This window comes from Komagataeibacter xylinus (assembly GCF_009834365.1).
Taxonomy (GTDB): domain Bacteria; phylum Pseudomonadota; class Alphaproteobacteria; order Acetobacterales; family Acetobacteraceae; genus Komagataeibacter; species Komagataeibacter xylinus_D.
The window spans coordinates 2,088,735-2,103,575 of record NZ_CP041348.1; the positions used below are offsets into that span (position 1 = coordinate 2,088,735).

The window sequence follows — 14,841 nt, forward strand, 5'->3', positions numbered from 1 at the left end:
CCGGGTGAAACAGTCAGGAGCCCCGGATATGGCCAAAAAAATCGTTGGCTACATCAAGCTGCAAATCCCCGCCGGCAAGGCGAATCCGTCACCGCCGGTTGGTCCGGCACTCGGTCAGCGCGGCCTGAACATCATGCAGTTCTGCAAGGAGTTCAACGCCAAGACGCAGGGCCTCGAGCCCGGCATGCCGATCCCGGTCGTGATTACCGCCTATGCCGACCGTACGTTCAGCTTCATTACCAAGACCCCGCCGAACACCTACTTCCTGATGAAGGCTGCCAAGATCTCCAAGGGCAGCTCGACCGTAGGCAAGGCTGCGAGCGTTGGTAAGGTGACCATTGCGCAGCTGCGCGAGATTGCCGAGACGAAGCAGAAAGACATGAACGCCAACGACATCGACGGCGCCGTGCGCATGCTGGCAGGTTCTGCCCGCTCCATGGGCCTCGACGTGGTGGAGGGCTGATTACAATGGCAAAGAACAAGCGTCTGACCGCAGCCCGCGCCGCAGTCGATTCCACCAAGCAGTATGGCCTCGATGAGGCGATCAGCCTGATCAAGAACAACGCCAAGGCGAAGTTCGACGAGACGGTCGAGATCTCCATGAACCTCGGCATCGACCCGCGTCATGCCGACCAGATGGTCCGTGGCCTGCTGTCCCTGCCCAACGGCACGGGCAAGACCCTGCGCGTTGGCGTATTCGCCCGTGGCCCCAAGGCCGAGGAAGCGAAGGCAGCCGGTGCCGACGTGGTTGGCGCGGAAGACCTCGCCGAGAAGGTGCAGGCTGGCGAGATCAACTTCGACCGCTGCATTGCGACGCCGGACATGATGGCGCTCGTGGGCCGTCTGGGCAAGATCCTCGGCCCGCGTGGCCTGATGCCCAACCCCAAGCTGGGCACCGTGACCATGGACGTGAAGGGCGCGGTCTCCGCAGCCAAGTCCGGCCAGGTTGAATACCGCGCTGAAAAGGCCGGTATCGTGCATGCAGGCGTTGGCAAGGCTTCGTTTGACGAATCCAAGCTTGCCGAGAACATCCGCGCCTTCGTGGATGCCGTGCAGAAGGCCCGCCCCACGGGTGCCAAGGGCACATACGTGAAGAAGATCGCCCTGTCCTCCACCATGGGGCCGGGTGTTACGGTTGATGTCGCCGCTTTCACGGCTGGCTGATTAACCAAGGAATGACCCTTTCCCGCTAAGGGGGAGGGGACAGGGGCTGGCGGCCTGGCCGCCAGTTTCCGAACCTGTCCATGACCGGATGTGGCGCAAGCCTTGATGGCCCTGAAAAGGGCCGCAGCCGGAAGACGGGGATTGCCGGATCGGGGCGAAAGCCCACACTGGTTGTTCCGTTAAAAGGACAGGCGAACCGGGATGACGCCGGCCTGTCGGCGCATCCCCAGGGTAAACCCTACCTGCTGGCCCTGGCTGGCAGGTGATGATGGAGACGGGATTTGGACCGTACGGAGAAGCGGGAGTTTGTTGCCTCCCTCGCAGCCGTGTTCGCTGAAACGTCCATGGTCATTGTCACCCGTAATGACGGGCTGAGCGTGGCTGATGTGACGGACCTTCGGCGTCGCGTGCGTGCGGCTGGAGCTACACACAAGGTCGCGAAGAACCGGCTGGCCTCTCTCGCCCTGGCAGGGACCCAGTTCGAAGGCATCAAGCCGCTGCTTAAGGGGCCGACCGCGTTGTCGTGGGCGGATGAACCGGTAGCCGTGGCGAAGGTGCTCGTCGAGTTCGCCAAAACCAATGACAAGCTTGTTCTGCTCGGCGGATCGCTTGGTGCCCAGACGCTCAACGTCGAAAGCATCAAGGCTCTGGCCGAACTGCCGTCGCTTGACGTTCTGCGCGCGCAGCTGGTGGGGCTTATCTCCACCCCCGCTACGCGGATCGCAGGCGTGCTGCAGGCGCCGGCCGGACAGCTTGCACGGGTTTTTGGTGCCTATGCCAAGACGGGCGAAGCCGCCTGAGACCCCATGGCCCGGCCCGCCGGGCTATCAACAAAACGGCATTTTCCCTAAAAACGGGATTGTGTCGTGCCAACCAGTGTATAAATTAGGAAGACCAATATCATGGCCGATCTGAACAAGATTGTTGAAGACCTTTCCGCCCTGACCGTTCTGGAAGCGGCTGAGCTGTCCAAGCTGCTCGAAGAGAAGTGGGGCGTTTCCGCCGCTGCTCCGGCTGCTGTTGCTGTTGCCGCTCCGGGTGCTGGCGCTGCTCCGGCAGAAGAGAAGACCGAGTTCGACGTGGTCCTGACCAAGGCCGGCGACAAGAAGATCAACGTGATTAAGGAAATCCGTGCGATCACCGGTCTGGGCCTGAAGGAAGCCAAGGACCTGGTCGAGGGCGCGCCCAAGACCATCAAGGAAGGCGCCAGCAAGGATGAAGCCGAGAAGATCAAGAAGACCCTTGAAGACAACGGCGCTTCGGTCGAAATCAAATAAGTTGGCCAATCGGGATGCGTCGTTTATGACGCACTCAGGCTGATTGTTCAGGTGAGGGTGGAAACCGTCTGGTTTCCGCCCCCTTGGGCGTTACAGGCACCCTGGCCGCGAGGCTTCGGGTGCCTTTGGCGGTAGTGAAGGGTTGGCCGGACTCAGGTCCGGTCGATCTGCCAAAGATTTTCAAGGGCCGCGCAGTCCGCGTGACATGACCGTGTCACGACCGTGCGGGCCTGTGTGGATGGGGGCTGGATAGGCGATGAACGCGATTACGAAATCGTTCACGGGACGCAAACGCATCCGCAAGAGCTTCGGGCACATACCCGAAGTGGCTCCGATGCCCAATCTGATCGACGTGCAGCGGGCAAGCTACGAAACGTTCCTTCAGATGAATGTGGCGCCCGACAGCCGGACGCCGACGGGCCTGCAGGAAGTGTTCCGTTCCGTCTTTCCGATCAATGATTTCGCGGGGCGCGGGCGTCTCGAGTTCGTAAGCTACGAACTTGAGGAGCCGAAATACGATGTCGAGGAATGCATCCAGCGCGGGCTGACCTTTGCCGCTCCGCTGAAGGTGATCCTGCGCCTGATCGTATGGGATGTGGATGAGGATACCGGGTCGCGCTCGATCCGTGATATCAAGGAGCAGCCGGTCTACATGGGCGACATGCCGCTCATGACCGATAACGGCACGTTCATCATCAATGGCACCGAGCGCGTCATCGTCAGCCAGATGCACCGCAGCCCCGGCGTGTTCTTTGACCATGACAAGGGCAAGACCCACTCTTCGGGCAAGTTCCTGTTTGCTGCCCGCGTCATTCCCTATCGCGGCTCGTGGCTCGATTTCGAGTTCGACAGCAAGGACCTGATCTACGTCCGCATCGACCGCAAGCGCAAGCTGCCAGTCACGACGCTGCTGTACGCACTTGAAGGCGCCGCCTCCGAGGCCGCCCGTGCTGCCAAGGCTGCCGAGGGCGGGGATGTGGAGTCGATGGAAATCCAGGGCATGGACCCTGATGAGATCCTGTCCTACTTCTATGGCAAGGTGGAGTTCACCAAGACCGAGAAGGGCTGGGCGCGTCGTTTCGATGCCGATGCCTTCCGTGGCCAGAAGCTGCTCGAGCCGCTGATCGATGCCCAGACTGGCGAGGAAGTGGCTCCGGCCGACGCCAAGCTGACCGCCCGCATGGTGCGCAAGATTGCCGAGACCACCAAGGAAGTGCTCGTCGGCCCGGCAGGGCTGATCGGTCGCTTCATTGCAAGCGATATCGTCAACGAGCACACCGGCGAGATCTATGCCGAGGCTGGCGACGAGTTGACCGAGCAGAAGCTTGAGGAACTCGAGGGCGAAGGTCTGACCACGCTGACCACGCTGGCGGTGGACGCGGCCAATGGCCCGTGGATCCGCAACACGCTGGCGGTGGACAAGAACGCCTCACGCGAGGAAGCGCTGACCGATATCTACCGTGTCATGCGCCCAGGCGAGCCGCCCACGCCCGAGACGGCGGAAGCGATGTTCTCCGGCCTGTTCTTCGATCCCGACCGCTACGACCTGTCTGCCGTGGGCCGCGTGAAGATGAACATGCGCCTTGGCGTGGACGTGCCTGACACGGTGCGCGTGCTGCGCAAGGAAGATATCCTGCGCACCGTCAAGATCATGTGCGAGCTGAAGGACGGCCGCGGCGCGATCGACGATATCGACAACCTTGGCAACCGTCGTGTCCGCTCCGTGGGCGAACTGATGGAAAACCAGTACCGCGTTGGCCTGCTGCGCATGGAGCGCGCCATCCGCGAGCGCATGGGTTCGGTCGATATCGATACGGTCATGCCGCATGACCTGATCAACGCCAAGCCTGCCGCCGCTGCCGTGCGTGAGTTCTTCGGTTCCTCGCAGCTCAGCCAGTTCATGGACCAGACCAACCCGCTGTCCGAAGTGACGCACAAGCGCCGCCTCTCGGCGCTTGGCCCGGGTGGTCTGACGCGTGAGCGCGCGGGCTTTGAAGTCCGTGACGTGCACCCGACGCATTATGGCCGCATCTGCCCGATCGAGACGCCGGAAGGCCCGAACATCGGTCTGATCAACTCGCTGGCCACCTACGCCAAGGTGAACAAGTACGGCTTTATCGAGACCCCGTACCGCATGGTCGAGGACGGCATGCTTCAAGATGGCTGGAAATATCTTTCCGCCATGGAAGAAGAGAAGCTGATCGTCGCCCAGGCCGATGCGAAGCAGGACGCGCAGGGTCATCTGACCGATGATCTGGTCTCCGTGCGCCGTGGCGGCGACTTCCGCCAGGTGCCCCCGACCGAAGTGACCGCCTGCGACGTTTCGCCCAAGCAGCTTGTCTCGGTCGCTGCAGCGCTCATCCCGTTCCTCGAGAACGATGACGCCAACCGCGCCCTGATGGGATCGAACATGCAGCGTCAGGCCGTGCCGCTGGTGCGCTCGGATGCGCCGCTGGTCGGCACGGGTATGGAAGCGGCCGTGGCGCACGACTCCGGTGCCGCCATCGTGGCCCGCCGCCATGGCGTGGTGGACCAGATCGACGGCGCGCGTATCGTGGTGCGCGCCACCGATGAGGGTGGTGCCACGCAGGGCGTGGATATCTACCGCCTGCGCAAATACATGCGCTCCAACCAGTCCACCTGCATCAACCAGCGTCCGCTGGTGCGCGTGGGTGACCAGGTGCGTGCGGGCGAGATCATTGCCGATGGTCCGTCCACCGAGCTGGGTGAGCTGGCGCTGGGCCGCAACGTGCTGGTCGCGTTCATGCCCTGGAACGGTTACAACTTCGAAGATTCGATCCTGATTTCCGAGCGGATCGCGCGCGATGACGTGTTTACCTCGATCCATATCGAGGAATTCGAGGTCATGGCCCGTGACACCAAGCTGGGTCAGGAAGAAATCACGCGCGACATTCCCAATGTCGGCGAGGAAGCCCTGCGCAACCTCGACGAGGCGGGCATCGTCTATGTCGGCGCGGAAGTGAACCCCGGTGATATCCTGATCGGCAAGGTCACGCCCAAGGGCGAAAGCCCGATGACGCCGGAAGAAAAGCTGCTGCGCGCCATCTTTGGCGAAAAGGCGTCCGACGTTCGTGACACCTCGCTCAAGCTGCCGCCCGGCACGACCGGCACCATCGTGGACGTGCGCGTCTTCTCCCGCCGTGGCGTGGACAAGGACGAGCGCGCGATGGCCATCGAGCGCGCCGAGATCGAACGCCTCGCCAAGGACCGTGATGACGAGCGCGCCATTCAGGAGCGTTCCTTCTACAACCGTCTGCGCGAGCACCTGATCGGCCAGACGGCGGGTGCCGGCTTCAAGGGCATCCGCTCGGGCACCGAGATCACGGACGAGGTTCTGTCCGAGCATCCGCGTGGCGCGTGGCGCAACATCACCGTCGTGTCCGATGAGGTCATGGCGGAGCTTGAAACGCTGCGCCGTGAGTTCGACGCGGCGGTGGCCAAGATCCAGGCCCGCTTCGACAACAAGGTCGAGAAGCTGCAGCGTGGTGACGAACTGCCGCCGGGCGTGATGAAGATGGTCAAGGTCTTTGTCGCGGTGAAGCGCAAGCTGCAGCCGGGTGACAAGATGGCCGGCCGTCACGGCAACAAGGGTGTCGTCTCGCGCGTTGTGCCGGTGGAAGACATGCCGTTCCTTGAGGATGGCACGTCGGTTGATATCGTGCTCAATCCGCTTGGCGTGCCTTCGCGCATGAACGTGGGGCAGATCCTCGAGACGCATCTGGGCTGGGCGTGCGCCAATATCGGCCGCCAGATTGGCCAGCTGGCCAATGACTACCAGCGCACGGGCGAAAAGCGGCAGGAACTGCTTGATGAACTGAAGTCGGTCTATGGCGACGCGGTTTATGACGAGCAGATCAGTGACATGACCGATGGCCAGCTGCTCGAGCTGTGCGGTAACCTGCGCAAGGGCGTGCCGATTGCGACCCCGGTGTTCGATGGCGCGTCCATCCCCGACATCGAGGCGATGCTGACCCGCGCCGGCGTGGACAAGTCCGGCCAGTCGCAGCTGATCGACGGGCGCACGGGCGAGCCGTTCGAGCGCAAGACCACGGTTGGCTACATCTACATGCTCAAGCTGCATCACCTTGTTGATGACAAGATCCATGCCCGCTCCATCGGTCCGTATTCGCTGGTGACCCAGCAGCCGCTGGGTGGTAAGGCGCAGTTCGGTGGGCAGCGCTTTGGTGAGATGGAAGTGTGGGCGCTCGAAGCATACGGCGCGGCCTACACGCTGCAGGAAATGCTGACGGTCAAATCGGATGACGTGTCCGGTCGTACCAAGGTCTATGAGGCCATCGTGCGCGAGCAGGATGATTTCGAGGCCGGTATTCCGGAAAGCTTCAACGTGCTGATCAAGGAACTGAAGTCCCTTGGCCTGAATGTTGACCTGGAACAGAGCGGTAACTGATCCGGTCGGCATGTTGCACGTCGGTCCATCTATTTTTCTTTCAGGAGTGGAGGCAGGTGCGGCGCCTGCTTCCGCTTCATTCCCTCAGGGGGTTTGCGGCGCATGAATGAACTCATGAAGATCCTTGGTCAGGGCGGCCAGGCCATGACCTTTGACCAGATCAAGATCCAGCTGGCCTCGGCCGAGCAGATCCGTTCGTGGTCCTATGGCGAGATCAAGAAGCCCGAGACCATCAACTACCGGACCTTCAAGCCGGAGCGTGATGGCCTGTTCTGCGCGCGGATTTTTGGTCCGATCAAGGACTACGAATGTCTGTGCGGCAAGTACAAGCGGATGAAGTTCCGTGGCATCATCTGCGAAAAATGCGGCGTTGAAGTCACGCTGGCCAAGGTGCGCCGCGAGCGCATGGGCCATATCGAACTCGCCAGCCCGGTTGCGCATATCTGGTTCCTGAAATCCCTGCCCAGCCGTATCGGCCTGATGGTCGACATGACGCTGAAGGATCTGGAAAAGATCCTGTATTTCGAGAGCTATGTGGTTCTGGAACCCGGCACCTCGCCGCTCAAGCAGTACAGCCTGCTGACGGAAGACCAGTACCTCGATGTCATGGACGAGCATGGCGACGAGGGCATCGAGGTCGGTATTGGCGCGGAAGCGATCAAGAAGATCCTCGAGCGCATCGACTGCAAGGTCGAGAAGGAAGAACTGCGCCTTGAGCTGAAGGAAACCACATCCGAAGCCAAGCGCAAGAAGCTGGTCAAGCGCCTGAAGCTGGTCGAGGCCTTTGCCGACAGTGAATCGCGCCCGGAATGGATGATCCTGGACCTCGTGCCGGTCATTCCGCCCGAGCTGCGCCCGCTGGTGCCGCTTGATGGTGGCCGTTTCGCCACATCCGATCTGAACGACCTGTACCGCCGCGTCATCAACCGTAATAACCGCCTCAAGCGGCTGATCGAACTGCGCGCGCCTGACATCATCGTGCGTAACGAAAAGCGCATGCTGCAGGAATCGGTCGATGCGCTGTTCGATAACGGTCGCCGTGGTCGTGCCATCACCGGTGCCAACAAGCGTCCGCTCAAGTCGCTGTCCGACATGCTCAAGGGCAAGCAGGGCCGCTTCCGCCAGAACCTGCTCGGCAAGCGCGTCGACTATTCGGGCCGTTCGGTCATCGTGGTGGGGCCGGAGCTGAAGCTGCACCAGTGCGGCCTGCCCAAGAAGATGGCGCTCGAGCTGTTCAAGCCGTTCATCTACTCCAAGCTGGAAAAATACGGTCACGCCACCACCATCAAGGCTGCCAAGCGGATGGTGGAAAAGGAACGTCCCGAAGTGTGGGACATCCTTGAAGAAGTGATCCGCGAGCATCCGGTCATGCTCAACCGTGCGCCCACGCTGCATCGTCTGGGCATCCAGGCGTTCGAGCCGGTGCTGATCGAAGGCAAGGCCATCCAGCTGCATCCGCTGGTCTGCACCGCGTTCAATGCCGACTTCGATGGCGACCAGATGGCCGTGCACGTGCCGCTGAGCCTCGAGGCCCAGCTTGAAGCCCGCGTGCTGATGATGTCGACCAACAACATCCTCAGCCCGGCCAACGGCAAGCCCATCATCGTGCCGTCGCAGGATATCGTGCTCGGGCTGTATTACCTCAGCCTCGAGACGCCCGAATTCCGCGCAACGCCCGACAAGAACAGCTACGATGACAAGGGGCAGGTGACCGTGACCGGCGCACCGTCCTTCTCGAGCGTGGGCGAAGTGGAATACGCGCTGAGCACGGGCGCTGTGAAGCTGCATGACAAGATCCGCGCGCGTATCGAGAGCTTCGATGCCGAGGGCAAGACAGTGCGTGAGACGGTTGTCACCACGCCGGGCCGCATGCTTGTTGCCCAGATCCTGCCGCGCAACCAGGCGCTTCCGTTCTCGCTGATCAACCGCCAGTTGACCAAGAAGATCGTGTCGGACGTGATTGACGCGGTTTACCGTCACTGTGGCCAGAAGGAATGCGTGATCTTCTGTGACCGCCTGATGGGCCTTGGCTTCCGCCACGCCGCGCGTTCGGGCATTTCCTTCGGCAAGGACGACATGATCGTCCCCGTCGAGAAGAAGGAACTCGTGGACCGCACCGCCGCCGAGGTAAAGGAGTTCGAGCAGCAGTATCAGGACGGCCTGATCACCGCTGGCGAGCGCTACAACAAGGTGGTCGATGCCTGGTCGCGCTGCACCGATGAAGTGCAGGCCGCGATGATGAAGGAGATCTCCAAGCAGGAGATTGGCAAGCCCACCAACTCGGTGTGGATGATGAGCCACTCCGGTGCCCGTGGGTCGCCAGCGCAGATGAAGCAGCTTGCCGGCATGCGTGGCCTGATGGCCAAGCCGTCGGGTGAGATCATCGAGCAGCCGATCATCGCCAACTTCAAGGAAGGCCTGTCGGTTCTCGATTACTTCACCTCCAGCCATGGTGCGCGTAAGGGCCTGGCCGATACCGCGCTCAAGACCGCGAACTCGGGTTACCTGACCCGCCGCCTCGTTGACGTGGCGCAGGACAGCATCATCGTCGAGGAAGATTGCGGCACCGAGCGCGGCCTGACCGTGCGTGCGGTCATGGATGGCGGCGAAGTCGTGGCCTCCCTGTCCGAGCGGATGCTTGGTCGCACGCTGGCCGCCGATGTGCTGGACCCGGCAACCGGCAAGGTGCTCTTCCCGCGCAATACGCTGATCGAGGAAGCCGAGGCCGAGCAGATCGAGAAGGCGGGCGTCGAAAGCCTGCTGATCCGCTCCGTGCTGACCTGTGACAGCCGCGTGGGCGTGTGTGGCCACTGCTATGGCCGTGACCTTGCGCGTGGCACGCCGGTCAACATCGGTGAGGCTGTGGGCGTGATCGCCGCCCAGTCCATCGGTGAGCCGGGCACGCAGCTGACCATGCGTACCTTCCATATTGGTGGTGCGGCGCAGCGTGGTGCCGAGCAGTCGATGGTCGAGGCCTCGCGTGATGGCAAGGTGACGATCCGCAACAAGAACGTGGTGCATAACAGCCAGAACGTGCCCATCGTCATGTCGCGTAACTGCGAGATCCTGCTGACGGATGACCGCGGAACCGAACGCGCCCGCTACCGTGTGCCCTATGGTGCGCGCCTGCTGGTCGAGGATGGCGCCGAGGTGGCCCGTGGCCAGAAGATGGCCGAGTGGGATCCGTACACCCTGCCGATCATCACCGAGCAGCCTGGTAAGGTGGAATATCTTGACCTGATCGACTCCATCACCCTGGTGGAGCGGATGGATGAGGTAACCGGCCTGACATCCAAGGTGGTCGTGGACTACAAGCAGGCCTCCAAGGGGATCGACCTGCGTCCGCGCCTGCAGCTCAAGGATGCCAACGGCGATGTGGTGAAGCTGGCCAATGGCAACGACGCCCGCTACTTCCTGTCGCCTGACTCGCTGCTTTCGGTCGAGAACGGCGCGCAGGTCAACGCAGGCGACGTGCTGGCGCGTATCCCGCGTGAAGGCTCCAAGACACGTGACATTACCGGTGGTCTGCCGCGCGTGGCGGAACTGTTCGAGGCCCGTCGCCCGAAGGATCACGCCATCATCTCGGAAACCGAGGGGCGCGTGGAATTCGGCAAGGACTACAAGTCCAAGCGTCGCGTCATCGTCAAGAACGACGAGACGGGCGAGGAGACGGATTACCTCATCCCCAAGGGCAAGCACGTTTCCGTTCAGGAAGGCGACTTTGTCCAGGTGGGCGATCCGCTTGTCGACGGGCCGCGCGTGCCGCATGACATCCTGAAGGTTCTGGGTGTCGAGGCGCTGTCGGACTACCTCGTCAACGAGATCCAGGACGTCTATCGCCTGCAGGGCGTGAAGATCAATGACAAGCACATCGAAGTCATTGTTCGTCAGATGCTGCAGAAGGTGGAAATCCTTGAGCCGGGCGATACGACCTACCTGATCGGTGAGACGGTGGACCGTATCGAATACGAGGAAGAGAATGCCAAGCGCCTGAACCTCGGTGAACACCCTGCCGTCGCCATGCCGGTGCTGCAGGGCATCACCAAGGCCTCGCTGCAGACGCAGTCCTTCATCTCGGCGGCCTCCTTCCAGGAGACCACCCGTGTCCTCACCGAGGCTGCTACGGCGGGCAAGAAGGATACGCTCAACGGCCTGAAGGAGAACGTCATCGTCGGCCGCCTGATCCCGGCAGGGACGGGCAGCGTGATGAACAAGCTCCGCGCGGTTGCCGCAGGCGAGGACAAGCAGCGCCTCGCCAAGGCCCGTGCTGCCGTGCCGCCCAAGGCGGCCGAGTAACCATACGAGAGAAATGCCGGATGGCGGGAGACCGCTATCCGGCATGATTCGGTGCTGCACTATTGTCACCATCCGATTCAGGCGGTATCAGCAGCCTGACGGAGCGGTGCTCCGAGTCCGGTGGAACAGAGTCGTTTCGCCAGACTGCTAGCGAATCCTGCGCAAGGCTTGACTTTTGGTCAGTTTGCCCGTAGGTAACGCGCCCTCGGCTAGCCCTGTCTGAAAGACGTCGTTGGCCGTCGAATGCAGCATGCAGACATGCGGTGCCGCAGTCCGGGAATCGGGCTGCCCAGGCCGGATGTAAATATGATGCCCGAACGAATGGTTGTCATTCGTTGGGGTTTTGTTGTGAACGACAGTCGGCAACCAGATATGGGGTTGGCCGGCCGAATTTTGTAAGGATCGGGAAAGGCGTATGCCGACCATCAACCAGTTGATCGCGAAAGGTCGCGAACCCGCAGCCAAACGCAATAAGGTTCCTGCCCTGCAGGGCTGTCCGCAGAAGCGTGGCGTTTGCACTCGTGTTTACACAACCACACCGAAGAAGCCGAACTCGGCTCTGCGTAAGGTGGCAAAAGTACGCCTGACCAACGGTTATGAGGTTGTGAGCTATATTCCGGGTGAGGGGCATAACCTCCAGGAACATAGCGTTGTCCTGATCCGTGGTGGTCGCGTTAAGGATCTTCCTGGCGTGCGTTATCACATCCTGCGCGGCGTTCTGGACACCCAGGGTATCGCCAAGCGTCGTCAGCGTCGCTCGCTCTATGGCGCGAAGCGTCCTAAGTAAAAGGAATAACGAGGCATGAGTCGCCGTCATCGCGCAGTCAAGCGCGAGATTCTTCCCGATCCGAAATTTGGTGATGTCGTCATTACGCGTTTCATGAACGCCCTGATGTACGACGGCAAGAAGTCCACCGCTGAAGGGATCGTCTATGGCGCCCTTGAGGTGCTGCGCCGCCGTGGTGGTGCCGCTGCGGACCCTGTGGTCATGTTCCACAGCGCGCTGGACAACGTCAAGCCGGCTGTCGAGGTGCGTTCTCGCCGTGTTGGTGGCGCCACCTACCAGGTTCCGGTCGAAGTCCGGGCCGAGCGTCGTCAGGCGCTGGCCATCCGCTGGCTGATCGACGCCTCGCGCAAGCGTGGCGAGAACACCATGCAGGATCGCCTGTCGAACGAACTTCTTGACGCCGTCAACAATCGTGGCGCCGCGGTCAAGAAGCGCGAAGACACGCACCGCATGGCCGAAGCCAACAAGGCATTCAGTCATTACCGCTGGTAAAGGCGGTCAGGCCGGTCTATTCACCGGCCCGGCTTCCGAAACGGAACTTTCCAACCCGACTCTCGGCACGAGGCCGAGTTAACGGAGAAAACGATGGCAAAGGCTAAATTTGAGCGGAATAAGCCGCACTGCAACATCGGTACGATTGGTCACGTCGATCACGGCAAGACCTCGCTGACCGCTGCTATCACCAAGACGCTGGCGAAGGCTGGTGGTGCGGAATTCAAGGCGTATGACATGATCGACGCCGCACCTGAAGAGCGCGCCCGTGGCATCACCATCTCGACCGCTCACGTCGAGTACGAGACCGCGAAGCGTCACTACGCACACGTCGACTGCCCCGGCCACGCTGACTATGTGAAGAACATGATCACCGGTGCCGCGCAGATGGACGGCGCGATCCTGGTTGTGTCGGCCGCTGACGGCCCGATGCCCCAGACCCGCGAGCACATCCTGCTTGCCCGCCAGGTTGGCGTGCCGGCCCTGGTTGTCTTCCTGAACAAGGTTGACCAGGTTGATGATCCGGAGCTGCTTGAGCTGGTCGAGATGGAAGTGCGCGAGCTGCTTTCCGCTTACCAGTTCCCCGGCGACGATATCCCCATCATCAAGGGTTCGGCCCTGGTGACGCTGGAAGACGGCGATGCGGAAGTTGGTGAAAACCGCGTCATGGACCTGATGAACGCTGTGGATGAATACATCCCGCAGCCGGAGCGTCCGATCGACCGTCCGTTCCTGATGCCGATCGAAGACGTGTTCTCCATCTCGGGCCGCGGCACCGTGGTGACGGGCCGTGTCGAGCGTGGCGCCGTGAACGTTGGCGACGAAATCGAGATCGTTGGCCTGCGCCCGACGCAGAAGACGACCGTGACCGGCGTTGAAATGTTCCGCAAGCTGCTTGATCGTGGTGAAGCAGGTGACAACATCGGCGCGCTGCTGCGTGGCACGAAGCGTGAAGACGTTGAGCGTGGCCAGGTGCTGGCAAAGCCGGGTTCGATCACCCCGCACACCAAGTTCAAGGCGGAAGCCTACATCCTGACGAAGGAAGAGGGTGGCCGTCACACGCCGTTCTTCACCAACTATCGCCCGCAGTTCTATTTCCGTACGACCGACGTCACCGGCGTCGTTCACCTGCCGGAAGGCACGGAAATGGTCATGCCTGGCGATAACGTCGCCATGGATGTCGAGCTGATCGCTCCGATCGCCATGGATGAAGGCCTGCGCTTCGCTATCCGCGAAGGCGGCCGCACCGTTGGTGCAGGTGTTGTTGCTTCCATCACGGCGTGATTGGACAGTAACTGAACTGTGGCATCCCGGTCGGAGCAATCCGGCCGGGTTTCCATTGCGGATCGGGTTCCCCCGAATCAGGTAAAGTTGGACTGAAACAGAAAGATGGACAACCAGAACATCCGCATTCGCCTGAAGGCGTACGATCATCGGGTGCTAGACAACAGCACGAAGGAGATCGTCAATACGGCGAAGCGTACGGGTGCGCGGGTTCGGGGTCCTATCCCGCTGCCGACGCATATTGAACGGTTTACCGTAAACCGCTCCCCCCACGTGGATAAGAAAAGCCGCGAGCAGTTCGAAATTCGGACCCATCGCCGGCTGCTCGACATTGTCGAGCCGACCCCGCAGACCGTGGACGCTCTCATGAAACTCGACCTCGCCGCTGGCGTAGATGTCGAGATTAAACTCTAAGGTCCAGACGATGCGCACCGGATTGATCGCAAAAAAGCTGGGTATGACCCGGCTGTTCAAGGAAGACGGCACACATGTGCCGGTGACTGTCCTGCAGCTTGATGATCTGCAGGTGGTTGATGTTCGCACTACCGAGCGTGATGGCTACACAGCCGTCCAGCTTGGCGCGGGCAAGGCCAAGGTCAAAAATGTGTCCAAGCCGAACCGCGGCCATTTTGCCAAGGCCAAGGTCGAGCCCAAGAAGAAGCTGGCGGAATTCCGTGTATCGGATGACGCCGTCCTGGAAGTCGGGGCTTCTCTGTCCGCCGCCCATTTCGTGGTGGGGCAGAAGGTGGACGTTACCGGCACCAGCAAGGGTAAGGGTTTTGCCGGCGCGATGAAGCGCTGGAACTTTGCCGGTCTCGAAGCCACCCACGGTGTCTCGATCAGTCACCGTTCGCACGGTTCCACGGGTAACCGCCAGGATCCGGGCAAGGTTTTCAAGAACAAGAAGATGGCCGGCCATCTCGGTTCCGAGCGTATTACTACGCTGAACCTTGAGGTTGCGGCTGTTGACGCCGAAAAGAACCTGATCATGATCCGCGGCTCCGTGCCGGGCGGAAAGAATGAAACGGTTCTCGTTCGTGATGCGATCAAGAAGGCCCGTCATGCCGAGGCGCCGTATCCGGCGGCCCTGGTTGAGGCTGCGGGCTGAGGAT

Annotated in this window: 11 protein-coding genes; all 11 read left to right on the plus strand. The window is 61.5% G+C overall.

The features are described from left to right. Window positions 1-28 precede the first annotated feature (28 nt). Window positions 29-463 carry a 50S ribosomal protein L11 gene (rplK, locus tag FMA36_RS09910; protein ID WP_010513094.1) on the plus strand — a complete coding sequence of 145 codons (435 nt, stop codon included), beginning with the start codon at window positions 29-31 and terminating at the stop codon, window positions 461-463. Between the two features lie 5 nt (window positions 464-468). Further along, window positions 469-1,164: a 50S ribosomal protein L1 gene (gene rplA / locus FMA36_RS09915; protein ID WP_159262186.1), complete on the plus strand. Its 696-nt coding sequence runs from the start codon at window positions 469-471 to the stop codon at window positions 1,162-1,164. A 281-nt stretch (window positions 1,165-1,445) separates the two neighbouring features. Next, window positions 1,446-1,964, plus strand: a complete 519-nt coding sequence (gene rplJ / locus FMA36_RS09920) for a 50S ribosomal protein L10 (RefSeq protein ID WP_078524564.1) — start codon at window positions 1,446-1,448, stop codon at window positions 1,962-1,964. A gap of 102 nt (window positions 1,965-2,066) precedes the next feature. After that, a complete protein-coding gene (gene rplL, locus FMA36_RS09925; protein ID WP_078524563.1) occupies window positions 2,067-2,441 on the plus strand; it encodes a 50S ribosomal protein L7/L12 in 375 nt (124 codons plus the stop codon). Between the two features lie 256 nt (window positions 2,442-2,697). Further along, complete coding sequence (gene rpoB, locus FMA36_RS09930; protein WP_159262187.1) at window positions 2,698-6,870, plus strand: DNA-directed RNA polymerase subunit beta; 4,173 nt, start codon at window positions 2,698-2,700, stop codon at window positions 6,868-6,870. A 102-nt stretch (window positions 6,871-6,972) separates the two neighbouring features. Next, the gene (rpoC, locus tag FMA36_RS09935) at window positions 6,973-11,166 is read left to right on the plus strand and encodes a DNA-directed RNA polymerase subunit beta' (protein WP_159262188.1); all 4,194 of its coding nucleotides are present in this window, start codon (window positions 6,973-6,975) and stop codon (window positions 11,164-11,166) included. Window positions 11,167-11,581: 415 nt separating this feature from the next. Beyond that, the gene (rpsL, locus tag FMA36_RS09940; RefSeq protein WP_003621118.1) at window positions 11,582-11,953 is read left to right on the plus strand and encodes a 30S ribosomal protein S12; all 372 of its coding nucleotides are present in this window, start codon (window positions 11,582-11,584) and stop codon (window positions 11,951-11,953) included. Between the two features lie 15 nt (window positions 11,954-11,968). Continuing rightward, a complete protein-coding gene (gene rpsG, locus FMA36_RS09945; RefSeq protein ID WP_007399617.1) occupies window positions 11,969-12,445 on the plus strand; it encodes a 30S ribosomal protein S7 in 477 nt (158 codons plus the stop codon). Between the two features lie 93 nt (window positions 12,446-12,538). Then, a complete protein-coding gene (tuf, locus tag FMA36_RS09950; protein WP_078524560.1) occupies window positions 12,539-13,729 on the plus strand; it encodes an elongation factor Tu in 1,191 nt (396 codons plus the stop codon). Window positions 13,730-13,834: 105 nt separating this feature from the next. Continuing rightward, a complete protein-coding gene (gene rpsJ, locus FMA36_RS09955) occupies window positions 13,835-14,143 on the plus strand; it encodes a 30S ribosomal protein S10 (protein ID WP_007282720.1) in 309 nt (102 codons plus the stop codon). Window positions 14,144-14,153: 10 nt separating this feature from the next. Further along, window positions 14,154-14,837, plus strand: coding sequence for a 50S ribosomal protein L3 (rplC, locus tag FMA36_RS09960; protein WP_061271393.1), 684 nt, complete (start codon window positions 14,154-14,156; stop codon window positions 14,835-14,837). Window positions 14,838-14,841 lie beyond the last annotated feature (4 nt).

What these genes read in the sequence shown, in the direction of transcription:
- rplK (WP_010513094.1), top strand. Translation starts at nt 29, where the DNA reads ATGGCCAAAAAAATCGTTGGCTACATCAAGCTGCAAATCCCCGCCGGC.
- rplA (WP_159262186.1), top strand. Translation starts at nt 469, where the DNA reads ATGGCAAAGAACAAGCGTCTGACCGCAGCCCGCGCCGCAGTCGATTCC.
- rplL (WP_078524563.1), top strand. Translation starts at nt 2,067, where the DNA reads ATGGCCGATCTGAACAAGATTGTTGAAGACCTTTCCGCCCTGACCGTT.
- rpoB (WP_159262187.1), top strand. Translation starts at nt 2,698, where the DNA reads ATGAACGCGATTACGAAATCGTTCACGGGACGCAAACGCATCCGCAAG.
- rpoC (WP_159262188.1), top strand. Translation starts at nt 6,973, where the DNA reads ATGAATGAACTCATGAAGATCCTTGGTCAGGGCGGCCAGGCCATGACC.
- rpsL (WP_003621118.1), top strand. Translation starts at nt 11,582, where the DNA reads ATGCCGACCATCAACCAGTTGATCGCGAAAGGTCGCGAACCCGCAGCC.
- rpsG (WP_007399617.1), top strand. Translation starts at nt 11,969, where the DNA reads ATGAGTCGCCGTCATCGCGCAGTCAAGCGCGAGATTCTTCCCGATCCG.
- tuf (WP_078524560.1), top strand. Translation starts at nt 12,539, where the DNA reads ATGGCAAAGGCTAAATTTGAGCGGAATAAGCCGCACTGCAACATCGGT.
- rpsJ (WP_007282720.1), top strand. Translation starts at nt 13,835, where the DNA reads ATGGACAACCAGAACATCCGCATTCGCCTGAAGGCGTACGATCATCGG.
- rplC (WP_061271393.1), top strand. Translation starts at nt 14,154, where the DNA reads ATGCGCACCGGATTGATCGCAAAAAAGCTGGGTATGACCCGGCTGTTC.